A 21,968-nucleotide genomic window follows, 5' to 3' on the forward strand; every position below is an offset into this window, starting at 1 on the left:
TCTATTCACCACCAAACTTATAGCCCACACCATAGACGGTCAATATATATCCCGGTGACTTTACATCCTGCTCAATCTTCTGTCGGAGGTTTTTTATATGAGTATCTATAGTCCTGTCGTAGCCTTCATAGTCTTCTCCCAGTACGAGGAATACAAGCTCATCACGGGTAAAAGCCTTCTGTGGATATTTCACGAGTGTCATCAAAATCTTGAATTCATTGGGAGTAAGACTTACTACCTGCCCGTCCTTTTTCACCTCGTGCTTGATGCTGTCGATTGTAAGTTCTCCATCATTAAAGGATAGAGAGTTGGACAGAGGCATGGTTTCATCCTCTGAACGTCTCAATAAAGCAATAACCCTTGCCACCAATTGTCTGGGGCTGAAGGGTTTGGTTACATAGTCATCAGCTCCTATGCCCAGGCCGTTCAATATACTTTCCTCTTCCACCTTTGCAGTAAGCATGATTATCGGCACTCTTGACTTCTTCCTTATGCTTCTGCAAATATCCTCTCCGGACATGTCAGGAAGCATCAGATCCAACACTATAAGCTTGGGATTAACCCTTTCGAAAAGCTCTAATGCTTCGTTTCCATTGTATGCGCAATAAACCTTGAAACCGCTTTTCTCAAGATACGACTTGACGACTTCTGTTATCTTCTCTTCATCATCAACTACCAGCACCTTTATATTGTTTTCATTCACGGTATCGCCCCCCGCTCTTTATCATTTTTGCTGTTTGGCTTACCAAACGATTTTTCATTCTCCTTGGCTATTGACCACAGCAGCTTCCGCCTGTGAAAACCCCTGGCTCTGCAGCTTGAATACTATCACTCGTAACCTGAGTTAATTCATCAACCACCGTAATTTTGCTCCTAATCATTCCCATCCAGCAGGAGTAAGGAATTGCACCTGTTTCCTCCGGTGTAAACTCTATTATATTCTCACCAGGCTCCAGTGCTTTCTCTTTATTGTATTTCGGTATTATTATCGTATTATTGCACCCATTTATATCTTTATCTTCAGCATTTATTATGAATTTTACAGGAATACCCTTCTGTACAACTATCGGTTCGTAACTGTTCGATTTTAGGTCAATAGATACGACCTGAACCCCATTTTCCACTATTGCCACATTTCCTTTTACTGGGCTATTCCCAATGCCCGAAGCTGCATTTACGCCGGAAAGCATCAAGCCCCTGCTCATCATTATAAACCCAAGCACCATAACAAGCATAGCACTGACCTTCATCATCTTTCCTGTAAACCTTTTGCCAAGCAATGAGCTTATTGCTCCAAAACCAAACATCAAAGGTACCGTACCCAAACTGAACAGAAACATGGAAAGCGCACCCGCAGCAATGCTTCCGGTGCCAAGAGCATACAGCTGCATAGCTTGCAATGGTCCACAGGGCATAAGTCCATTTAGAAGCCCTATATAGAAGGGACCATTCTTGCCATTGTTGTTATATATCTTATTTCCGAATATTTTTGGCATTCTTGGGTTGAATCTTTTAAGCCACGGGAAAATATTGAGCATATTGATTCCCATTATGACCATGAAAAGACCTGCAATTATTGCCACGATACCCTTTGCACCGCCTGAGAAGCTTACAACTGAACCGATACCGCCGACAATACCGCCGATTACTGTATATGATATAACTCTGCCGGAGTTGTATAAAAAGCTTGGTTTCAGATTCCCTGTACCAGCAGCAGAATGCTTGTATGAAACGCATTGTGACAGGTTGATACCTCCGCACATTGCAATGCAGTGGAGTGATGTAAGCAGTCCGACCACAAATAGAATTCCATAGCCCATAGATTGGTTTACTTCAGGTATGAAGTTGAAACCAATGGTGTGCTTTATTATAACATACAAAGCTAATAATATTATTCCGATACCCACCAGCTGGTTGATATCCTCTTTGGAATTAGTGGCCTCCGGTTTTTTTTCTGCTTGTGCATTTATGCTTTTGCTTTGCTCTAAAGCCTTGTATCCAGCCCTCGCAACTGCATCAATTATTTCCTGAAGACCCACAACATCAGCGTCGTAAGTAACATTTGCCCTTGACCTTGAATATTCAGCCTTTACCTCTGCTATGCCTTCCAGCTTTTTCAGGGCGTTTTCTATTCTGATTTCGCAGTTACTGCAGGTCATACCTTCGATTTTTAAATCTATTTTTATCATTTTCATATGCTATATCCCTCCATGTCCTGTATTTCAAAAAACTATTTCTCAATTTTATTTTACTAAAACTCTATGAAGAAATTATGAAGGGAAAAAAACAGGTCCGCTCGCAGCAGACCTGTTTTTTTAACTATTCCAATCTTTCAACTATTTTTTCGTAAAGCTCATCTGCGGTATCTGCCTGGATGAACTTATCATTAACCAAGGCAAACGGTCCTACCGCACACTCCTCGCAGTGTCCAAGGCACGGTTCAATGAGCACTGCTACATCATCAAGCTCATTTTCAATTCTTTCCGCTATTTCATCGGTACCTTGAGAAAGGTTGTTTTCACAGAATTTTACTTCGGACATTTTAAGCACTCCCATTCAAAATTGTTTAGTCAGACTATGTATTATATTCTCAATAAGCAATTATATTATTCCTTTACAATTCTATCCAATTATACCCATATGTTCTATAAGAATCTTTAATCCAATGCATATCAGTATCAAACCCCCTGCTATCTCTGCTTTCTTTTTCAACAAGCCTCCAAACTTATTCCCTATAAATACACCGGCAAAGCATATTACAAAGGTAATAAGTCCAATTATCATTGACGACCAAACTATAGAAACCCTCAAGAAGGCAAAGCTGATGCCAACCGCAAGAGCATCTATACTCGTTGCCACAGCAAGTACAAACAGTCTGCCCATTCTCAACGGGTTTTCACATGCTGTTCCCTGAGTGGATATGGCCACCTCGCACATACCTTCCACTCCTTCTTCCTCCACCTCGTTGAAAGCCTCTCTTATCATCTTGCCTCCTATAAAGGCCAATAAACCAAAGGCTATCCAATGATCAATACTGGTTATATAATCCTTGAACTGAGATCCCGCAAGCCAGCCTGCCAGGGGCATCAAAGCCTGGAACACCCCAAAATACAGCGCAATTTTCAATGCATGACTCATTTTAAGATTTTTAATAATGATTCCATTTGTTACCGACACTGCAAAGGCATCCATTGAAAGCCCAATCGCAATTAATACTATTGATAATATATCCATTTCTTTTCCTCCGTTCTTCCTATGTGCCCTGTAATTGAATCCGTTTCTGGCAGCAGGGCACAACATCAAGGAAGTGCATTTAAAGTATGTGCAAACAAAAAAGAGACTATGTATAACGATAACGCTATACATGAGTCTCATTAATTAAGGCAAGCCAGATGATCCCATCAGTATGTTGACATTGCCGCACAAATGTGCCAATTACTCCCTCATGTAGATATTAAACTTCTACAACAATTATAGACAAGTCTTAAATATTTTACAATAGCCTTCTAATATATAAACAAAGAATCATGAGATAATCATGATTCTCTAACCTATCTTTTGAAGAAATTACCCATCATACCCCTTACAAGCATTTGGGTGAGATAATTGCCTGCCATTCCGCCGTTCTCCATCAATACTCTACCAATGATTGAGGGTATCATGGCATTGAGGTTGCTAAATTGAAACCCTGATTTTGAAAACTCCTCATATACAATCTTAGCCATCTGCTCCTTTGATAAACCCATGAAAGCAGCCTGTGCAGGATTTTGCCCGTTTCCCATACACACCCCTCCTTCTAGTATCATAATACGTAATACCTGCTTGTAAGTTGACAGGCTTTACAAGTTTTCTATAATGCAGTTGCTTATTAAGGTAACCAAACAGGAGTATGTACATAGTATATAACTGAGGAGAGCATACAATCTATAGGAGGTGAAAGTATGGCGCACAAGTTCAACAGAGGACTTTATTGTACTCCTAAAGTCGCTCCCGTTGAAGCCCCCCCAGAGAAGCCTTACAAAAACAATGAATTATTGATTCTTATTATTTTATTTGTTTTACTTGCCGCAAGTCCTTCCTTGGGTTTAGACAGCAGCTATTTCTTTATTATCATAATGGCTGTTATTGGTATTGGCGGAGTGGAGAAAGCCTTTGGATTAAACATTCAGACACAAGAAGTAACCAAATGAGAAATATTACATAGTATGGAGTAGGACATGTAAGGTTTATCCCTTATTGTTCAGAGAGGAGGTGAGACCATGCCTTTCGGTTATGGCTATGGTTATGGATATGGATATCCAGCTTATGGATATGGCTATCCAGGTTATGGATATGGATACGGATTTGGTTATCCATATTATCGAAGCACTCTAGATTTTTTGGCACTGTCAGCGTTCTTCTTACTTGTCTAGTTGTTTAAATCGCAGCTGTCAAAGGCAATTCAACCATATTATTAGGAACATTTAGAACAGTATCGAAAGCATATTTGAAAGGAGGGTTAAATATGGCAAACGGTTATGGAGGAATCAATCCCGGTGTTGCAGCAGCTGGCTGCCTGCCAGGAACAGCAGTGTCTCCTCTTGCTGATATCAGCAAATGCAGCAGCAACGGCTTCCTGCTTCTGCTCCTTCTGTTCATACTGTTGGCAGCAGGTCCGTCCTGGGGTATTGACAACAAATTCTTCTTCATCATCATACTTGCAATAATCGCCTTTGGCGGTTTTGGAAGAACCTTTGGCTTCAATGGCACATACTAGAAGTTGTGCCCGAGCTGTAAAAGACCTGGCCTTCACGGTTAGGTCTTTTATATGTTTACTATTTGCTTTTAGCTGTCGTTTTTGAGTACCCATGTATTGTCCCCCGTTCCCCCGAGGGATTCAGCCAACAGTACAGCTTGTCTTTATTTTATGCAATTTTTATTACCAATTCAATGGTAATAAAATACCGTATTATACCAGGAATGCACCTGTAGATCCTGCTAATGTAGGCTCTGCAGCTACTGGCTCTACCTGTTTTAATGATATTTCTATCAATAAAGCCCAGAAAAGAATAATAGAAACAAATACACCGGTATGACTGCCAATAAGCTTAAGCCCGTTTGCAAAGGTTGTCACCCCAGGGGCTATTTGCTGCTCAACTGCCTCCAGCTTGGCAGCCTTTACCGTAAGAAAGTTGGCGGTAATACCCAATACTGATGCTAATATAAGAAAGGTATCTCCACCAATAACATTTACAATAATCGAAGCTGTCAGCAGCAGTCTGCCGGCCAGCTTTGCTTCTGCTGTACCGGCTCTCTCCCGCTGCGCGGGTCTCGTTGTAATGTCTGTATTCATAGTAAACCGCCTCCTTTGTATTATTATATTTATGCTCATATAAACAAGTTCTCCCAATTTCACAGGTTAAAAGATAAAACTCCCGTAAGCATTAGCCTACGTGAGTTTTAAATGTTATTATATATTCTTCAAGTTCAGTACTCTTATTGAGTTAAGCACTGCAATCAGAGCAACACCTACATCGGCGAAAACCGCTTCCCACATGGTAGCTAGACCCCCTGCACCAAGAAGCAGCACGACAACCTTTATACCCATAGCGAATATTATATTCTGCCATACAATCCTTCTGGTCTTTTTTGCAATCCTAATTGCGCTGACTATTTTTGAGGGCTCATCTGTCATTATAACTATATCCGCAGCTTCAATAGCTGCATCAGAACCCAGCCCTCCCATTGCTATTCCTATGTCAGCCCTTGCTAGAACAGGTGCATCATTTATCCCATCTCCCACAAAAGCCACCTTGCCTTTGTAATTTCTATCCTTTACTATTGCCTCCAGCTTTTCAACCTTTTGATCCGGTAATAGCTCGGAATATACCTCATCCAGTCCCAGCTTCTCAGCCACCTTTTCCCCTACTGTCCTAACATCTCCTGTAAGCATCACCGTTTTTCTGATGCCTATATCTTTAAGCAGGCGGATTGCTTCCTTTGCATCCTCCTTTATCTCATCAGAAATAACCATGTATCCTGTATAAGCTCCATCCAATACAACATGTACAACCGTTCCTATGGTGTCAGGGCTTTCCCATTCCAACCCTTCCTTCTCCATCATTCTTGCATTTCCTGCAATTATATTCTTTCCGTAAGCATAAGCCTTAACTCCATATCCAGAAAGCTCTGTATAGTCTGCAATTTCATTTCTGTCAACATCCTTGCCGTAAGCCTTCATAATGGAAGCGGCGATAGGATGATTGGAATAGCTTTCAACATATGCCGCATATTTCAACAGTTCAGCTTCGCTTATTCCTGCCAGGGCTTTTACTTCTGTTACTTTAAAGACTCCTTTTGTAAGAGTACCTGTCTTATCAAAAACAATAGTATCTACCTGGTTTAAAGCTTCAAGATAATTACTGCCCTTTATGAGTACGCCATTTCTCGAAGCACTCCCAATTCCCCCAAAGAATCCAAGTGGTATGGATATTACCAAAGCGCATGGACATGAAACCACGAGGAATATCAGCGCTCTGTACAGCCAGTCAGAGAATACTTCTCCCGGTATCACCATTGGGGGAATAAATGCAAGTGCCAGTGCAGAAAATACAACTATTGGAGTATAATACCTTGCAAACTTGGTGATGAAGTTCTCTGTGTGTGATTTCTTGCTGCTTGCGTTCTGAACCATGTCTAGAATCTTTGCTACGGTGGATTCACCATATTCCTTGCTTACCTCCACTGTAAGAACACCATTTTTGTTTATGAAGCCTGACAATATTTCATCCCCTGCACCAATCTCCCTGGGTATGGACTCTCCAGTAAGAGCAGAGGTATCTACCATTGAACTCCCCTCTATAATTCTGCCGTCCAGGGGAACTCTTTCACCTGGCTTTACAATTACTTTGGATCCTACTGTCACTGCTTCAGGGGATACCTGCACCAGCTGTCCCTCTGAGATAAGATTCGCATAATCCGGGCGTATGTCCATCAAAGCTTTTATTGAACTTCTAGATCGATTTACTGCTATATTCTGGAATAGCTCTCCTACCTGATAGAAAAGCATTACCGCAACCCCTTCTGAATATTCTCCAATCGCAAAGGCACCAATAGTTGCCAGGCTCATAAGGAAGTTCTCGTCAAAAACCTGCCCTCTCGCAATATTCCTTATTGATTTGAGAAGTACTTCTCCTCCAACAAGGAAGTAAGCTGCCAAATACATACCTAGTTCCACATTTGGAGAAAGCTTGAGCAAAACTGCTGCAGCAAATAGTGCAGTACCAATACCTATCCTGACAAGCTCCATCTTATTGCCGTTAACTCTGTCCTCTTTGTCTGAATCTACTTCCCCGATCTTTTTATTAGTTACATCTTTAAGCTTCACATCTGCCTCTATTTTTTCTATAATTGCCGCTATTTCTTTTATCATATTTTCATGATCAGCCTTTGAAGATATTTCAAACCTCAACTTTTTTGTTACAAAATCGATAGATGCATTCCTAATCCCATCCAGGGATTTAATGCCAAGCTCCATCTTGGCAGCACAGTTGGCTCAGCCAAGCCCATCAAGTATGAATTCCTTTTTAACGTAATTATCTTCTATATTAAACTCATCCAATACATTTTTTCCCATATCATTACCCCCAATATATGCTGTGAATGGAACTACCTTTCGTTGACATGCACCAAACCGTGGTCAAATATCTGTTTTACATGCTCATCATCCAAGGAATAATATACGACCTTTCCATCCTTTCTGTATTTCACCAGGCGTGCCTGTTTAAGCACTCTCAGCTGGTGGGATATTGCAGATTGATTCATGCAAAGCAAAGCTGCTATATCACATACACACATCTCAGATTCAAACAATGCGCATAATATCTTTATCCTCGTGGTATCACCAAAAACCTTAAACAATTCAGCCAAATCATAGAGAGTCTCCTCTACCGGCATACTTTCTCTGACCCTTGCCACGACTTCCTCGTGTATGATAGAACAGCTGCAGCTTTCTATGCCAGTTTTATTCTCAAACATATCGTACCTCCGTTACATTCATATATGAACATATGTATACATATTCATATGTTATATTGTTATAATATGCCTTCTACTTAAAAAAGTCAACAAAAAACCGTATTGTTTTTTTCAATACGGTAAGATAATTCAAATTAGCAGCGTTTCCTATGCATTATTGTATTGAACCATCCAGAGCTTTGATGTCTATTGTGCGCTTGCTTTTACTGCTTTCATTGGCTAACTCCAGAAGTCTTATTACATTTCTTGCATCAACTGGGCTTACAGCGGCAGTCTCCTTCTGCATTATCGACCTGTATATGTCAATGTAATACTCCCTGTAATCCCCGATTTCGCTTTCGACTTTTCCAGTGATGCTCAAGCCATTAATCGCTGTATTTATTGTGCCGTAGAGCTCCTCCGGCTCTTTCCCCCAAAAATGCTTGGCAGCCGGTGTGATTCCCGCAGCCAAATCAGCTTCCTGTACATCTATGCCATACTTTATGTAGGAACCCATGTCGCCTAGCAGTATATACCTTGGGAGCTCGCCTTTCACAAGCGTTCCGGCCTTCAGTGTAACTTTGAGTCCCTTATAATCCATTACTATTTCAAAGCTGTCATCCACTTTCCCTTCAGCCCTTTGTGTCCTTATGTCGGCGGTAATACTCTCCGGCAGTCCAAACAATACCATGGCCTGATCTACAAGATGCGAGCCCAGATCATACAATACTCCGGATCCAGGAACGCATTCCTCCCTCCAGGCATTTTCCTTTATGCAGTTTCTAAAGCGGTCAAAATGTATTTCGCACTCCACCAGGTTGCCCAAAAGCTTGCTTTCAACAACCTTTTTTACTGTCTTGAAATCGCTGTCCCATCTTCTGTTATGATAGACAGAAAGAGTTCTGCCGTATTTCTTCGATAAAGCTATAAGGTTGTCTGCTTCCTTAGAGTTCACAGTAAAAGGCTTTTCCACTATAACATGCTTCTCGGATATTATTGCTTCCTTCGCTGTAGCGAAGTGGCTGGTATTAGGTGAAGCAACTACGACCAGTTGTATGTCTTCATCCTTCATAATTTCTCCCACATCCGACACTATGGTGGTTTTGGGGTACAGCCCTTTTATAGTCTTGATACTCTCCGGATTAGTGGTATATATCTTCGACAGGTTAAATTCCGGCATACCCGCAATTATAGGCGCATGGAACACCCTTCCCGATAACCCGAATCCAATCAGCGCAACTTTTATCTTTTCCAAAACAAATCGCCCCCTAAACTAAGACTACCATTAATCTGCTTGTGATTCAACGCAAACATAAAGTGCTTTAATATTTGTAACGAATTCGTGAGACATACATACTATGGTATTGAAAAAGGGGAAAACCCTATATAAATGAAAGGGTGTGTAAATATGGCATATGGAGGTATTATGGGGGCAGGCTGCGGCGGGCCAATTGCTCCAATAATGAATGCTTGCTCAAGCAATGGATTCCTTCTCTTACTGCTGCTGTTCGTACTGCTTGCATCTTGCACAACTAGAGGAGTCGAGAAAAATTTCATCTTCATTATTATACTTGCGATTATCGCTTTCGGCGGAGTTGGAAGAACCTTTGGATTTGGCGGAGATCACTAATTAGTAAGGCATGTGAGTATGCACCTCACATGCCTTTTGGTTTATCACACCTCATAACTGCATACTTCAAGTCTATTTCCATCAGGATCCACGAACCAAAACCACTTTACCTCATATAGCTTATCAATCTCGCTTACTTCGACTCCTTTATCCTTCAAACGCTTGTGAGCTTCCTCCACATTCTGTACGAAAAAGTTGCAAGGTGCTTTGATAAAAGGTATAAACTCCTTATCCTGTGATATCTGTGCCAGTGTTATAGGTAATAGTCCTCCATCAATACATGCATACCCGCCTTCATCATTTCTCCAGTTCAGACCGAATTCCAGAGTCTGTGTATACCACTCTACTGACTTTCCCAGATCTTTTACCGGGATAAATAGTGTGTCAACCCGTAAGAAAGGGCTTGGCATAGAAAAATCATCTCCTTTCCTGATTACACTATATAATATATGATGAAAAAATATTGATGTGCCTTTAATATAATGCATTTCACCAGTAACCAAAAACGAAGTGCTACATACAATGAGAATAGGATGATGAACAACCTCTTCTGTGTAAGGAGGTGTGATTATGGCGAGAGGTTTTATGCCTAATCCCGGCTGAGCGCCGGAAAAAGCACCGGAAGATGTTTCGGCAATATTTCGATCAAAATCAAGAAATCTACCACCACCTGCCCCAATGCCCCCGCCCGTTCCAGCGCCTGTGCCGCCCACAGCAGCTCCACCACTGGCAGTCCCGTCTGCTCAAGAATTGGGTGGGATGTTGAATGGGCTTGTTGGAAATGTTTTTGAGAATAATAATTGGTGGCTATGGGCTGCTGCACTGTTTATCTTCTTCAATCCTGATCTAAGAAAAAAATTCCTTGGTAAAACAAAAGCGGCTGACTAGAATGTTTAGTCAGCCGCTTTTGTTTAATTCAGTCCCAAGCCTTTTCGCTTGGAAATAATATGAGCTTCAATATTATTTGCAACCTCCACCGGATCATCGCCCAATGCTATTTTCCCACCCGTCAGCTCTTCAACCTTATCTGTCAGCAGTTCTACCAACTGCTGTGCTCCAGTAATGAAAGGCGTGGGTGACAGATGTGTATATGCTCCATAAGCTACTGCAAAGAAGCCGTCAATAGTAGCCTTCTGCTCCATCCACTCAGGTGCAGTAACTGCTATTGGAAGCTGGGGAATGTCCACATCAAGATGGTCAGCCAGAGCTGTAACCAGCATAGACATCCTTCCAGTATCGGTGCAGGTTCCAAAACTCAATACAGGTGGAATCTTGAGCATTCCGCAAACTTCCTTAAGCCCGGCCCCTGCCATATTTAGTGCATCCAGGTTGCAGAGTCCCGCTACTTCCAGGGCATGGTTCCCACAGCCTCCGGATACAACAAGTATATCCTTCTTAATCAGCTCTTTTACCAGGTTTACGGTCATCCAGTCCTGTGGTCCGTTTCTCAGGGTTGAACAGTTGGCAAGAGCTACTACACCTTTAATCTTACCTGCAGCTATTACATCTACCAACGGATCCAGCTTATTGCCCAAAGCCTCCAGAACTGCTTCAGTTGAAAAACCTGCTATCGCCTTTGTAATATGCTTAGGTACTTGGGGAGTAATGTTATTGTGCCGTTTTGTAAAGTTTTCTAATGCAAGCTCAATAAGTCTGTCAGCCATTTCATCTACCTTTTCAGGATCATAGGGAATCTTATGCTTCAGTCCCGGCATATCAATTATAGTGCTCACTGCCACAAGAGTAGCCTGATATTTTTCCGCATACATATCAATTGCCGGTGGTGAGCAATTCTCTTCCATAGCTAATACATCAACGGCGCCAGTGGCAAGCATTGGTTCAATAGTCAGCCAGTTACCCATCAAGCCTACAAACACATCGTCAATCGGAAACCTTTGAAGCATTTCTTGGCCAGTTTCTATTGAACCTACGATGTGAAGGCCTTTCGCTCCAATTTTCCTTGCCCGCTCCTGCACCTCAGGGGTTTTGGCCTTTTGCAGTGTTGCAACACCGGCCCAAGGCTGGTGGCCGTTGAATACTATATTTACATAGTCAGGGTCAAAGATACCCAAATCCACATTTACTTCATGGGGTTTTGGAGTTCCAAACAGTATATCCTGGGTCATTTCAAGGCCGATTTGAGTATTATATATTGTGGCCACTCCTAAGCGAAGAGCCTTCAATGCCAACGATACGTGGCTGCCGTCAACATTAGTGAGACAGCTTGCTACGCAGTTCTGTTCCTCATGTACACTTCCAGCCGGGTATAAACCCAGCTTCTTCCATACTTCCTTCCTCTTCTTGGGGGCGAATACCTCCACCATGATATTTGTCTCTTCTGAACCTACATACATTTGTGATTCCAGGAAGTTCGCCAGTTCCTCCGCCATCTTGTTTATATCCTGTTTACTGTCAATACCTACCTTGTCGCACATCCATTTAAGCTTATTCACGTCGGTGATCCTAAATGGAGTTTTCCCCTGCGCAGTCTCTCTCAGGGTGCGGTAGGCTTCGTATGCATGATGGCTGTACGTACCTGCTCCCATTATATTCCTAAGCAGCATATTTCTCATTGCCATTGCATCCTCTGCTATTCCACAGGCGCCTTTGTCCGGTTCACCTTTTAGATTGATTCTGCAGGGGCCGTTTGTACACAGCTGACAACTTAAACCTTGAAGGCAGAATTTGCAGCGTATTTTCTCCTGCTGCGCATATCGATCCCATACGTTGGACATTCCATCTTTCCTGATTCTTGGTATCATTTCTTCTACCGAATCATGGTAGCTTAAGCGGCCTTCAGTCTTTTCCAGTATTGTTTCTCCCATTGATATTACTCCTTCCAATGTGCTATTTTCACAGTAAGTTTTCTCACAAAGCTATGCAAATATGCGTCCAAGTAATATTACATCGCAATAGAAAAGAGCATGATGCTGAATTCAACATCATGCTCTTTTCTATTCATTTATATATTTCCTTTTAAACCGATTTCCTCTGCTGCTTCCTTCATTCCTTCAATTGTTTCTTTGATCACCTCATCCAATTCCATTCCAAGCATCCCTGCTCCTTCTTCGATAACCTCCCTGTTTACGCCTGCGGCAAAGCCCTTTTGCTTCCATTTCTTTTTTACTGATTTCACTTCCATATCCAATATGCTTTTACTCGGTCTCATTAAGGCATTAGCCGCAATAAGTCCAGTTAATTCATCAATAGTATAGAGTACCTTTTCCATTTTCTCTATCGGTTCAACGCTGCAGCAAAGCTTCCAACCGTGGCTTTCCACAGCATGAATATACGCTTCAGGCCACTCTCTCGACCCAAGTATCTCTCTTGCTTTTATGCAGTGCTGTTCAGGATACATTTCATAATCGACATCATGAAGCAGTCCAATAACTCCCCATTTTTCTTCATCTTCACTAAGCAGCTTCGCAAAGTGGCGCATAACAGCTTCAACTGTCAATGCATGCTTTATAAGACTTTCATTCTTATTAAACTCCCTTAAGAGTTCATAAGCTTCAGCTCTGTTTGGAACCTCTTTACCCATAGAAAAATCCTTCTTTCGTGTTGTTTTATTTGTTGTTTTGCAAAATATGCCAAGCAACAAAGCTTATATAGAGAATTATACTACAGACTTTCAAAAAATACTCTTTATCGCCATATAATCCTATGCACCCTTAATATTTGAGATGCTTAATGAACATAATATCAATATCAAATACTGGTTGCTGCATGACAAACAAGGAGGATAAATACTATGAGCGAGGACAAAGTTAATGAAACCAAATTTATCTGCAAATTTTGCAATACCAGCGAAAATGACCGGCCTATATTTAAAACAAGGTTTAAAGGTGACAAGCTTTATGTGTGTGCCAAGTGTCTGCCTGGGTTGATTCATGGGTAGCAAAAAGCGCTAAGTTATTCTTAGCGCTTTTATTAGTTCACCAATTATTTGAATATCTTCACCCTTTCCTCCAAGGGTTTGAATTCCTTTTCACCTGCAGGGGCTGTTGGTTTGCCGAATACCATTTGCCCCATCAGCCTCCAACTTGCCGGTATGCTCCATTCTTTCTTAACCTCATTGTCTATCAGAGGATTATAATGCTGCAGCGATACACCAAAGCCCTCCAACTCCAAGGATATCCAAACAACATATTGAAGCATACCCGAAGACTGTTGAGACCACAGCGGGAAATTATCCTTATATGTTGGGAATTGTGCCTGCAGCCCTTCAACTATGCTCTGATCCTCAAAGAATAAAACTGAACCATAGCCGTTTCTGAATGAATTTAACTTTTCTTCTGTAGGAGCAAACTTCCCTTCAGGTACTATTTTACGCAGAGCTTCTTCAGTAATATCCCACAGCTTGTTGTGATGTTTGCCTAATAACAGTACTGCCATTCCGCTTTGAGAGTTAAATGCAGTAGGAGAATACTTTACCGCATAATTGACTATCTCAACTATTCTTTCATCCGGAACTGCTGCCTCTTTACTTATTCCATAAATAGTACGCCTGTCTTGTACTGCTGAATAAAAGTCCTTGTTCATTTTAAATCCTCCATTTTATTTTCTCTTTTTAATTATCATTATTTCTAATTCAAAGTGTATTATTATAATGCTAATAATAGGCAATAATAATACCACAAATATATGAAGACGTTCTTATTTAATAAAAGAATGACCTTACATATAACAAGGAGGTATTTTATGCTGAGGATTGACAATCCCGCTCCCCAATTCACCCTTATGAGCACTAAGGGTGAGATTTCCCTCGAAAGCTGCAAGGGAAAATATGTAGTACTGTTCTTCTACCCTTTGGATTTTACCCCTGTTTGAAGTACTGAGGTACCTGAATTCAACCGTAGGTTGAAGGATTTCGAGAAATTTAACGCTATAGTCCTTGGGGTATGCACCGACAGTGTGCCATCCCACGAAGCATGGTCCAAATCTTTGGGAGGTGTCGACTACCCGCTCCTGTCCGACTACAACAAGGAAGTATCGAGGGATTATGGTGTCTTAATGGAAAAGGAGGGCATAGCATTGCGCGGCACCTTCATCATTTGTCCTCAAGGGATATTGAAGCATATATCAATAAACGATGCTGCTACAGGCAGAAATGTAAATGAATTCATAAGACTTCTGGCAGCAATGCAGACAAAAAAGGCCTGCCCCGTGAACTGGCAGCAGGGGGACGCTACAATTTCCTAGTCCCCTTCTTTTGCTGAAAACCCTCGATCTCGCTTAATTCCGGTTGTCCATGTTGTTATCCATATAAACATGAAGCCGAATAACAATGATGAGAGTATACGACTTAGCAATATAATAGCTCCATTTGCTCCGATAGCAGTAAAGAGAATCGTCTCCTCTATTACTGCATGGCAAATACCTACGAATGCGAATAAAATGTTCATTTGAGTTCTAGTCATTTTTACTTCTTCGTTTATTTGCATTATGACTCCCGAGCCAAAAAGCAAGCCGACAAAAAGCGCTACTATGAGTCCAAGGGCAGCTTCACCCGGTAATCTCAAAAGCTTAGTTACTCCCCGGAACCTGGCAGATATCTTCTCCAACCAGCCCATATCCTTCAGACATTCAATAGCTATAAGCAAAGGAATTATAATAAATGTCATCTTTAGAATTGTTGAATAACTTACACTTAAGGTTTCTAACAGTACTTTAGTCCAATCCATAATTTACACCCCCGGGATTATCAGATTCAATGCCAGGCATGCCAAGACAGCAGCAATAAACCTTAATCCAGCATTTAATAGTCCGTTCCCGCCACTCTTGCCTATGACCACTGTCTCTATTGCAAGTGCATGGCATATGGAAACAAAAGTACTCATAATAGTGATCTGTCTTGCTGTCAGACCTAATGTCACCATAGCAGCAATTGCACTGTAAAGTGAAACCTGTCCCATCATTATAACCAGGGCTCCCTCTCCCGGCAAACCCATATAAGCCATATAAGGAGAGAAAAAATCTGCAATTCTAATCAGCCAGCCTGAGTGTTCAAGTATCTTAAGCACAAAGATTGCCGGTATAATGTATTTTGTAAGATTTATTATCACCTTTACAGCATTCTTGCCCCCGCGGAAAATAGTCTGTTTTGTAACCATAATACACTTCCTTCACAGCTTCACACATTCTCGGCTTCACCTAGTTTATATACATTTTTTACCCACTTTTGCCCATTCAATCTATGAATGCACCAGAAGGATTTAATAATAAAATCCATACGCAGGCAGAAATATACTGCATACGGCGGCCAATTCCATACCAACCCCGCGAAATAGCCAAGAGGTATGGAGGCTATCCATAGGAAAAGTACATCTGCCAGCATAAGGAATTTCGTATCACCGCCGCCTCTCAGGACACCCTTTGTCATGACAGATTGTATAGACTGGAAAACTACAATAAATGCAACAGCAAACATAAGCTGCTTAGCAATTTCTTTTGTCTCAGGTGCAATATTGTAGAAGTTAATAACAAACGGATTAATTAGTGTAATTATTAACCCAGCAAGAACTCCGATTATTGCACTGAGTACCAGGAAAGTAACACCCTGGGCATGAGCTTTTTCGTATTCACCCTTGCCGATAGTGTTGCCGGTTATAACTCCGCTGGCATTTGCTATTCCCATGATAAATACAGTGCTTATCTGCACTGTTACCGTAGTTATTGCATTGGCAGCTACCATCTGCGCTCCCATTCTGCCCATGATCATGGCCAGTGCACTATTGCCGAAGGTAAGAAAAGCATCACTGACTATTACCGGAGCCCCAACATGCAAGTATTCTTTGACAATCGAAGCATTCAATTTCTGAAATAAGAATTTAAGCTTATATTGAATCTTCTTGTCAAAGAAAAGGAGATATCCAAAAGTAACACCAAATTCAAACAGTCTTGCCAGAAGTGTACCTATTGCTGCCCCAGCAATTTCAAGTCTTGGTGCACCAAGCTTTCCGAATATGAAAATCCAGTTAAAAAACACATTTATAAAGAAGGTGCAGCAAGTTGTATAAAACGCTAATCTTACAACCCCCACTGTCCTCAAAACGATAGTTGTTGTAAGACTCAGACCATGGAACAGGTAGACAAAGGCAATTATCTGCAGATATCTGGCACCATTTTCAATAACCGCTGCATCATTGGTATAAAAAGCCATAATTTGATATGGGAACAGTAAGGTCAGTATAGAAAACATAATTGCAATTGCTGCGCATATCCTATACATCAAAGCTAATGTCTTGCTTATTGAGTCTCTATCCTTTGCACCCCAGTATTGAGCGGTCATAACCGCCGCACCACCGCCAATGCCCAGACATAGAATATTGAATATAAAATAATATTGGTTGGCAAGTGATGAAGCTGAAAGCTGTATCTCGCCAAAGGAACCAAGCATTATAGTATCCATGAGATTTACGCCTATGTTTATTACCTGCTGTGCCGCTATCGGCAGTGCAATAAATAAAGCAGTTTTATAGAAGTTCTTGTCTCTAACGAATAACTGCAAGTTATCCACCCCATTACTCAAATAAAAAATAAATATATTTAATATATTCTATACTGTCATCTGTGTATACTTTATTTCTATGTCTGCCTCTTTTCAAATTCCGGTCTATTTATGGACAGCATGAGAATATCCTTGTACTTCCCGCGGCTGAATACTGCCATTCTAGCAGTGCCTTCATATATGTATCCGCACTTTTCTGCTGCCCTGCGGCTCCCGATGTTATCTACATCTATGGTAACCTGCAGGCGCATTATCTGCTTGCTTAGGAACAGCCATTTCGTCATCAGGGCAAGAGCTTCCGTACAATAGCCCTTTCCACGGTCCTCAGGGTTGAAGATGACGTATCCTACCTCTAGTCCTACCAAATAATGAGCAGTTTTGAAATACACAATATATCCAAGCATGCGGTCAGTTTCATTTTCACATATCAGCAGACGGCCGTAATCTTCCGCCAGCAAGCCGTTTTCACTGAACTTCTTATTCATTTCGACCTGACTGGTGATATTCAGGGGGAGGTAATCCCCCTTGTATTCAAAATTATTTACATGCTCCACCCAATCCTCTATGTCTTGTTGTTTAAAAGGTCTAAGATAAAGCCTTTCACCTTTTATCATTGTGCATCCATCCCTTCTTAATTCAAACACCTACAGTTTCCATAAATTCAATCCGGAAGGCTCATCAAACGCCCTGTTGATTTCTCCATCCGACACATCTATGGCTAGCTCAGGATAAGCTGGTTAAAAAATATCCTGATATGTCAATAATAACATATCAGGATATTAAAGTAAGTCAATTTCAGAAAGTTTGTATATGAATGTGTCCAAACCACCAGAACAGCAGCACTATCAGTATTGAATTCCCGCGATTGCAATGGTTTGATTTTCCATAAGATTTACATCCTCGTATTCAAAACCGTCACTTTTCTTCTTTATGATGCTTATAAGCGGCCTAAAGGGCATTTCCGCAGGTACCTTTCGTACTACCGCTGTCTGTCCGTCTTTTAGCTTCACAAGGCTCCCTACAGGGTATGGGTTCACCTTTCTGATAAATGCTTTTGTTATTTCCACACTGTAATGCTTATCAGCAACAGACATGATATATTCAAGAGCTTCATTGGCAGGCATTGCTTGACGATATGGCCTGTCAGAGGTCATTGCATCATACATGTCAGCAATCCCGACTATCTGCGTCAAAAGGTGAATCTCTCCACCGCTCTTTCTGTTGGGATAGCCGGAGCCGTCCGCATGCTCATGGTGTCCTAATGTCACAGCCCTTACATAAGAGCTTAAAAATACTTTATCCTTTAGATAGTCATAGCCCTTTGACGGATGGTATAGTAACTGACGTTTGTCTTCCATCGTAAGTGGCTCTTTTTTGTAAAGTACTTCCTTGGGCAGCATGGCCATGCCGATATCATGAAATATGCCCCCCATGAAGAGCTGGTATATCATATCGTTATTCAAACCCATTTCCCAGCCAATCAGCACCGATAGCAGTGCAACATTTATCGCTGAACTGTACAAATAGCTGTTTACATTTTTTATATCAATATACTCCAGCTGTTTTTCCTTAAATCCAGTCATCTCATATATTATATCATCCATAAGGGCTGAAAGCTCAGGCATCATAGCTAATATCGGTATAGGCGCCGGAGTACCATCTGGTTTCACATTACTGGCTGCATCAAAGATTTTTTTTACAAGGTTGTGACCCTTCTGTCTGAGCAAAGGATCAACCAAACGATCAATCTCGCCTGTACTGTGCTGGTCTTTGATGTATACAGAATAAATATGATTCTGGTTTATTCTTTCCACCAGATTGGATGTCAGTTGGGCCCCTGCATTAACAAGTATCCGACCATCTTCATTATAAAGTGCCTCGGATAAAACTGCATCTTCAGGAACACATTTAGTTGGAACAAGTCTCATGTAAATCACCTATTTCTTATTATTTAGTTTGTTATATATATAACATAGATAAGGACTATCTTGGCAAATGCCGAAATAATCCTTTAAAGCAATTTTAAAATTCATTTTCGGCAACCCGGCTGCCATAGCTTGAAGCTTTAGGCCCGCGGCTTTGCGTCTCAATCTTTCGATAGATTTGCTATTTTCGATTGGTTTTTGTGGTTCTATTTCCACGCTTTACATTATACAATAACAGTTCCTAAAATGATATAAACGCAAGCATAAGTAGGGCTTTCGTACCATGCAATTAGGTCTTAGGTCTTAGGTTATAGTCATTGCGGTCTTTCTTATGAGAACTGGACATTCAATTAATATCTATATATAATACGATATATCATATATACTATATTGTTATATGATATATGAGCAATTTTAAAGATGACTCTAATTATTAATAAAGAATGGAGGTTTATGAAATGGAAGATATAGTACTGGACGGGATAAGTAAAGACATAGCAGACATTTTCTACCCTTACATCAAGGTCAGAAGTGATACCTTCTCTGCCCTCGAAAATGACATAGAACCGTTTTTAATGAACTTCTTCAACAGCATAAATTACTTCAAGAACAACCCTGGACACTTTGGTACATATAAAATCAAAAATGATATTTTTAACCGGTCAGTATCCTGGGGATTGGTCAAAGGAAAAGGAAATGATACTGTCGTTTTGATTCATCATAACGATGTAGTTGATATTGAAGATTTTAAAACACTTAAGCCTTATGCCTACTCACCCAGTGAGCTTGAAATAGAGCTCCTGAAGATAAAGGAAGATTTGCTGACGGAGGCAAGGGAAGATCTTGAAAGCGGAGATTACATCTTCGGCAGGGGAACAGCGGATATGAAGGGCGGTGGAGCTATACAGCTTGCATTGCTGAAAAGATATTCAGAGCTTGAGAAGCTTCATGGCAATATTCTACTAATTTCTGTGCCTGATGAAGAAAATCTTTCTGCCGGTATGTTAAGCGCAGTTTTATTGTTGAAAGAATTAAAAGAAAAATACCAGCTCAATTATCTGATGATGATAAATTCGGAGCCCCATCAAAGAGTAAATAAAGATGTTGGAGTGCTTTCAGAAGGCTCAGTTGGAAAAATGATGCCCTTCTTTTATGTCAGAGGTTTTTTGTCTCATGTCGGAAAAGTTTTTGAAGGTTTTAACCCGGTAAGCTTACTGGCTGAAATTGTGAACAAGACAGAGCTTAATCTGGAGCTCTCCGACTTTATTGGAAATGAGGCCTCCCCCCCGCCTACCTGGTTATACTTCAAAGAAAGAAAATATAACTATGATGTATCATTACCACCAAGTGCAGGTGGATGCTTGAGCGTTCTTACCCTGAATCGAGAGCCCGCTTCCATGTTGGAATCCATACGGGGAATTTGTACCGATGCCTTCACAGAATTAATCGACAATATGAATGAGAAGTATAGAATTTTAATGGGAAGAATGCGCAAACCCTTTGAGCCTTTGCCGTGGAATGCGAAGGTAGTAACCTTCAAGGAGCTTTATGATGAAGCTTACGAAGCACACGGTGAAGTCTTCAAGCTTCAGTATGATAAGGCTTTGGAAGAGGTAAAAGAGAAGGTACAAGCCGGTGCTGTTTCAATGATTGAAAGTAATTTTTATCTCGTTGAAGCTATTTACGATTTTATCAATGACATATCTCCAAGAGTTGTTATAGGCTTGGCACCTCCCTACTACCCTAATGTATCAAATATCTATATTAAGGATATTAGTGATAAAGCCAAATATTTATCCAATAGCATTATGGATTATTCTTTAAAGCATTTTAATCAAGCATACACTAGAGAATACTTTTTTACAGGTATCTCTGATTTAAGCTACACGTCAATCAGTAACTCAAAGGTTATAGCTGAAGCCCTGGTCGGAAGTATGCCGCTGTTTGGATTGCTATACTCCATTCCCATTGAGGAGATTGAGAGTCTGTCAATGCCTTGCATAAACATAGGCCCATGGGGCAAGGACTTCCACAAGCTCACAGAAAGAGTTTTAAAGGAGGACTTGTTTCATAGAAGCCCGGAGCTTCTTCATTATGCTATTTCGACATTATTGGATTGGGATGCTTGATAACTATCCCAAATAACTTTCCAAACGCCTTTTTAAATATACTTACATTAGCATCAGTAAAATAGTACTTATTCTTTTTAAGCCAACCTCGTTCAGTCCAGTAATTATAATCAGCAGGAAAATATTCTTTCCCCAAGGATGGAAAACCAGTGTACATAGCTTTAAAAGAATGAAAATGTATTATATCAATATATCTTGGAGTCGGGCGTTTTTTGTTCTTCATAGCACTATAAAATTTCGTGGCGGTATCAGTAATTTGCTTCTCAATTTTTTGTTCTCGAATAGAACTAACCGGAAATGGTGGTACCATGATGCCTAATTTTTTCACATAATGAAAACCGCCCCCGCCAAAGTATGAAAGATCAAAAAGCGTCTCTTTCAAACCAATGGGACCTGCACTAGTAGCAATCGCTAATGCAAATTGATTAAAAAAACGTGGGCGATGGCCAATATAGCATAAACGTTCAATAAAGTTCTTCATTATTGAAGTTGCTCCATTGCAATAATTAGGCGAAACAAATATTACACCGTTGGAATTCTGCATTTGTTCTTCAATTTTCACCCTGTCATCTTTTAACGGACAAAAATTCTCACCTTTTGAAATACATGCAAAGCAACCACGACAAGTTTCTAAATGTATTTCATTTAGGAAAATATAATTAAACTCTATATCTCCTAGCCCTTTTAGTTTTTCCTCTATCCGTTGAGTAATTTTATAACTATTTCCTTTTCTTGGGCTACCTATAATCGCAAGCACTTTCATTCCTTATTCACCTTCA

Annotated in this window: 26 protein-coding genes and 1 riboswitch; of the genes, 7 read left to right on the plus strand and 19 right to left on the minus strand. The window is 40.8% G+C overall.

Annotated elements, in window-relative coordinates:
- Position 1 precedes the first annotated feature (1 nt).
- The 5 genes from VEB00_14420 to VEB00_14440 form a co-directional block, all read right to left on the minus strand.
- Positions 2 to 703, minus strand: coding sequence for a response regulator transcription factor (locus tag VEB00_14420; protein HYF84211.1), 702 nt, complete (start codon positions 701 to 703; stop codon positions 2 to 4).
- 67 nt (positions 704 to 770) lie between these two features.
- Positions 771 to 2,195 carry a sulfite exporter TauE/SafE family protein gene (locus VEB00_14425; protein HYF84212.1) on the minus strand — a complete coding sequence of 475 codons (1,425 nt, stop codon included), beginning with the start codon at positions 2,193 to 2,195 and terminating at the stop codon, positions 771 to 773.
- A 124-nt stretch (positions 2,196 to 2,319) separates the two neighbouring features.
- Positions 2,320 to 2,541, minus strand: a complete 222-nt coding sequence (locus tag VEB00_14430) for a DUF1450 domain-containing protein (protein ID HYF84213.1) — start codon at positions 2,539 to 2,541, stop codon at positions 2,320 to 2,322.
- An 81-nt stretch (positions 2,542 to 2,622) separates the two neighbouring features.
- Positions 2,623 to 3,234 (minus strand): manganese efflux pump MntP family protein, encoded by a 612-nt coding sequence (locus tag VEB00_14435; GenBank protein ID HYF84214.1) that lies wholly within the window; start codon positions 3,232 to 3,234, stop codon positions 2,623 to 2,625.
- Positions 3,235 to 3,551: 317 nt separating this feature from the next.
- Positions 3,552 to 3,782, minus strand: a complete 231-nt coding sequence (locus VEB00_14440) for a hypothetical protein (protein ID HYF84215.1) — start codon at positions 3,780 to 3,782, stop codon at positions 3,552 to 3,554.
- A 159-nt stretch (positions 3,783 to 3,941) separates the two neighbouring features.
- On the opposite strand from VEB00_14440, the gene VEB00_14445 reads away from it, so the two are divergent.
- From VEB00_14445 to VEB00_14455, 3 genes are all read left to right on the plus strand, one after another.
- Positions 3,942 to 4,190: a hypothetical protein gene (locus VEB00_14445; protein ID HYF84216.1), complete on the plus strand. Its 249-nt coding sequence runs from the start codon at positions 3,942 to 3,944 to the stop codon at positions 4,188 to 4,190.
- Positions 4,191 to 4,236: 46 nt separating this feature from the next.
- A complete protein-coding gene (locus VEB00_14450; protein ID HYF84217.1) occupies positions 4,237 to 4,374 on the plus strand; it encodes a hypothetical protein in 138 nt (45 codons plus the stop codon).
- Between the two features lie 130 nt (positions 4,375 to 4,504).
- The gene (locus tag VEB00_14455) at positions 4,505 to 4,756 is read left to right on the plus strand and encodes a hypothetical protein (protein HYF84218.1); all 252 of its coding nucleotides are present in this window, start codon (positions 4,505 to 4,507) and stop codon (positions 4,754 to 4,756) included.
- A gap of 192 nt (positions 4,757 to 4,948) precedes the next feature.
- Here VEB00_14455 and VEB00_14460 read toward each other — a convergent pair whose 3' ends face one another.
- The 4 genes from VEB00_14460 to VEB00_14475 all read right to left on the minus strand — a co-directional run bounded on the left by VEB00_14460 (position 4,949) and on the right by VEB00_14475 (position 9,250).
- On the minus strand, positions 4,949 to 5,332 hold the full coding sequence (locus tag VEB00_14460) for a hypothetical protein (GenBank protein HYF84219.1): 384 nt from the start codon (positions 5,330 to 5,332) through the stop codon (positions 4,949 to 4,951).
- A 117-nt stretch (positions 5,333 to 5,449) separates the two neighbouring features.
- Complete coding sequence (locus VEB00_14465; GenBank protein HYF84220.1) at positions 5,450 to 7,516, minus strand: heavy metal translocating P-type ATPase; 2,067 nt, start codon at positions 7,514 to 7,516, stop codon at positions 5,450 to 5,452.
- Positions 7,517 to 7,647: 131 nt separating this feature from the next.
- The gene (locus VEB00_14470) at positions 7,648 to 8,016 is read right to left on the minus strand and encodes a metalloregulator ArsR/SmtB family transcription factor (protein ID HYF84221.1); all 369 of its coding nucleotides are present in this window, start codon (positions 8,014 to 8,016) and stop codon (positions 7,648 to 7,650) included.
- A 154-nt stretch (positions 8,017 to 8,170) separates the two neighbouring features.
- Positions 8,171 to 9,250, minus strand: a complete 1,080-nt coding sequence (locus VEB00_14475; protein ID HYF84222.1) for a Gfo/Idh/MocA family oxidoreductase — start codon at positions 9,248 to 9,250, stop codon at positions 8,171 to 8,173.
- A 153-nt stretch (positions 9,251 to 9,403) separates the two neighbouring features.
- Between VEB00_14475 and VEB00_14480 the strand changes: the two genes are divergently transcribed.
- The gene (locus VEB00_14480) at positions 9,404 to 9,625 is read left to right on the plus strand and encodes a hypothetical protein (protein HYF84223.1); all 222 of its coding nucleotides are present in this window, start codon (positions 9,404 to 9,406) and stop codon (positions 9,623 to 9,625) included.
- 44 nt (positions 9,626 to 9,669) lie between these two features.
- On the opposite strand, the gene VEB00_14485 is transcribed toward VEB00_14480, so the two are convergent.
- The 3 genes from VEB00_14485 to VEB00_14495 all read right to left on the minus strand — a co-directional run bounded on the left by VEB00_14485 (position 9,670) and on the right by VEB00_14495 (position 13,166).
- Positions 9,670 to 10,338 (minus strand): VOC family protein, encoded by a 669-nt coding sequence (locus tag VEB00_14485; protein HYF84224.1) that lies wholly within the window; start codon positions 10,336 to 10,338, stop codon positions 9,670 to 9,672.
- Positions 10,339 to 10,536: 198 nt separating this feature from the next.
- Positions 10,537 to 12,450 carry an anaerobic carbon-monoxide dehydrogenase catalytic subunit gene (gene cooS / locus VEB00_14490; protein ID HYF84225.1) on the minus strand — a complete coding sequence of 638 codons (1,914 nt, stop codon included), beginning with the start codon at positions 12,448 to 12,450 and terminating at the stop codon, positions 10,537 to 10,539.
- 137 nt (positions 12,451 to 12,587) lie between these two features.
- Complete coding sequence (locus tag VEB00_14495) at positions 12,588 to 13,166, minus strand: HDIG domain-containing protein (GenBank protein ID HYF84226.1); 579 nt, start codon at positions 13,164 to 13,166, stop codon at positions 12,588 to 12,590.
- A 210-nt stretch (positions 13,167 to 13,376) separates the two neighbouring features.
- Between VEB00_14495 and VEB00_14500 the strand changes: the two genes are divergently transcribed.
- The gene (locus tag VEB00_14500) at positions 13,377 to 13,523 is read left to right on the plus strand and encodes a hypothetical protein (GenBank protein HYF84227.1); all 147 of its coding nucleotides are present in this window, start codon (positions 13,377 to 13,379) and stop codon (positions 13,521 to 13,523) included.
- Between the two features lie 44 nt (positions 13,524 to 13,567).
- Here VEB00_14500 and VEB00_14505 read toward each other — a convergent pair whose 3' ends face one another.
- Positions 13,568 to 14,167 (minus strand): nitroreductase family protein, encoded by a 600-nt coding sequence (locus VEB00_14505; protein HYF84228.1) that lies wholly within the window; start codon positions 14,165 to 14,167, stop codon positions 13,568 to 13,570.
- Between the two features lie 159 nt (positions 14,168 to 14,326).
- Between VEB00_14505 and VEB00_14510 the strand changes: the two genes are divergently transcribed.
- Positions 14,327 to 14,827, plus strand: a complete 501-nt coding sequence (locus VEB00_14510) for a peroxiredoxin (GenBank protein ID HYF84229.1) — start codon at positions 14,327 to 14,329, stop codon at positions 14,825 to 14,827.
- On the opposite strand, the gene VEB00_14515 is transcribed toward VEB00_14510, so the two are convergent.
- The 5 genes from VEB00_14515 to VEB00_14535 form a co-directional block, all read right to left on the minus strand.
- A complete protein-coding gene (locus tag VEB00_14515; GenBank protein ID HYF84230.1) occupies positions 14,824 to 15,309 on the minus strand; it encodes a nucleoside recognition domain-containing protein in 486 nt (161 codons plus the stop codon). The genes VEB00_14510 and VEB00_14515 overlap by 4 nt on opposite strands.
- A 3-nt stretch (positions 15,310 to 15,312) precedes the next feature.
- On the minus strand, positions 15,313 to 15,738 hold the full coding sequence (locus tag VEB00_14520) for a nucleoside recognition domain-containing protein (protein ID HYF84231.1): 426 nt from the start codon (positions 15,736 to 15,738) through the stop codon (positions 15,313 to 15,315).
- 20 nt (positions 15,739 to 15,758) lie between these two features.
- Positions 15,759 to 17,135, minus strand: a complete 1,377-nt coding sequence (locus VEB00_14525; protein ID HYF84232.1) for an MATE family efflux transporter — start codon at positions 17,133 to 17,135, stop codon at positions 15,759 to 15,761.
- A gap of 77 nt (positions 17,136 to 17,212) precedes the next feature.
- Positions 17,213 to 17,749, minus strand: a complete 537-nt coding sequence (locus tag VEB00_14530) for a GNAT family protein (GenBank protein HYF84233.1) — start codon at positions 17,747 to 17,749, stop codon at positions 17,213 to 17,215.
- A 231-nt stretch (positions 17,750 to 17,980) separates the two neighbouring features.
- Entirely contained in the window at positions 17,981 to 19,063 is a 1,083-nt protein-coding gene (locus VEB00_14535; GenBank protein HYF84234.1) for an HD-GYP domain-containing protein, read from the minus strand.
- A gap of 106 nt (positions 19,064 to 19,169) precedes the next feature.
- A riboswitch (cyclic di-GMP riboswitch) is annotated at positions 19,170 to 19,253 on the minus strand.
- 265 nt (positions 19,254 to 19,518) lie between these two features.
- On the opposite strand from VEB00_14535, the gene VEB00_14540 reads away from it, so the two are divergent.
- Positions 19,519 to 21,189 (plus strand): M20/M25/M40 family metallo-hydrolase, encoded by a 1,671-nt coding sequence (locus VEB00_14540; GenBank protein ID HYF84235.1) that lies wholly within the window; start codon positions 19,519 to 19,521, stop codon positions 21,187 to 21,189.
- Here VEB00_14540 and VEB00_14545 read toward each other — a convergent pair.
- Positions 21,158 to 21,952, minus strand: coding sequence for an NAD(P)H-dependent oxidoreductase (locus tag VEB00_14545; GenBank protein ID HYF84236.1), 795 nt, complete (start codon positions 21,950 to 21,952; stop codon positions 21,158 to 21,160). The two genes, VEB00_14540 and VEB00_14545, sit on opposite strands and share 32 nt — an antisense overlap.
- Positions 21,953 to 21,968: the final 16 nt, after the last annotated feature.

Source organism: Clostridia bacterium (genome assembly GCA_035628995.1).
GTDB lineage: Bacteria > Bacillota > Clostridia > Lutisporales > Lutisporaceae > BRH-c25.

Coding starts and splice junctions, on each gene's coding strand:
- VEB00_14425 (HYF84212.1), bottom strand. CDS start 2,195: ATGAAAATGATAAAAATAGATTTAAAAATCGAAGGTATGACCTGCAGT.
- VEB00_14430 (HYF84213.1), bottom strand. CDS start 2,541: ATGTCCGAAGTAAAATTCTGTGAAAACAACCTTTCTCAAGGTACCGAT.
- VEB00_14435 (HYF84214.1), bottom strand. CDS start 3,234: ATGGATATATTATCAATAGTATTAATTGCGATTGGGCTTTCAATGGAT.
- VEB00_14440 (HYF84215.1), bottom strand. CDS start 3,782: ATGGGAAACGGGCAAAATCCTGCACAGGCTGCTTTCATGGGTTTATCA.
- VEB00_14445 (HYF84216.1), top strand. CDS start 3,942: ATGGCGCACAAGTTCAACAGAGGACTTTATTGTACTCCTAAAGTCGCT.
- VEB00_14455 (HYF84218.1), top strand. CDS start 4,505: ATGGCAAACGGTTATGGAGGAATCAATCCCGGTGTTGCAGCAGCTGGC.
- VEB00_14460 (HYF84219.1), bottom strand. CDS start 5,332: ATGAATACAGACATTACAACGAGACCCGCGCAGCGGGAGAGAGCCGGT.
- VEB00_14465 (HYF84220.1), bottom strand. CDS start 7,516: ATGGAGCTTGGCATTAAATCCCTGGATGGGATTAGGAATGCATCTATC.
- VEB00_14470 (HYF84221.1), bottom strand. CDS start 8,016: ATGTTTGAGAATAAAACTGGCATAGAAAGCTGCAGCTGTTCTATCATA.
- VEB00_14480 (HYF84223.1), top strand. CDS start 9,404: ATGGCATATGGAGGTATTATGGGGGCAGGCTGCGGCGGGCCAATTGCT.
- cooS (HYF84225.1), bottom strand. CDS start 12,450: ATGGGAGAAACAATACTGGAAAAGACTGAAGGCCGCTTAAGCTACCAT.
- VEB00_14495 (HYF84226.1), bottom strand. CDS start 13,166: ATGGGTAAAGAGGTTCCAAACAGAGCTGAAGCTTATGAACTCTTAAGG.
- VEB00_14500 (HYF84227.1), top strand. CDS start 13,377: ATGAGCGAGGACAAAGTTAATGAAACCAAATTTATCTGCAAATTTTGC.
- VEB00_14505 (HYF84228.1), bottom strand. CDS start 14,167: ATGAACAAGGACTTTTATTCAGCAGTACAAGACAGGCGTACTATTTAT.
- VEB00_14515 (HYF84230.1), bottom strand. CDS start 15,309: ATGGATTGGACTAAAGTACTGTTAGAAACCTTAAGTGTAAGTTATTCA.
- VEB00_14520 (HYF84231.1), bottom strand. CDS start 15,738: ATGGTTACAAAACAGACTATTTTCCGCGGGGGCAAGAATGCTGTAAAG.
- VEB00_14530 (HYF84233.1), bottom strand. CDS start 17,749: ATGATAAAAGGTGAAAGGCTTTATCTTAGACCTTTTAAACAACAAGAC.
- VEB00_14535 (HYF84234.1), bottom strand. CDS start 19,063: ATGAGACTTGTTCCAACTAAATGTGTTCCTGAAGATGCAGTTTTATCC.
- VEB00_14540 (HYF84235.1), top strand. CDS start 19,519: ATGGAAGATATAGTACTGGACGGGATAAGTAAAGACATAGCAGACATT.
- VEB00_14545 (HYF84236.1), bottom strand. CDS start 21,952: ATGAAAGTGCTTGCGATTATAGGTAGCCCAAGAAAAGGAAATAGTTAT.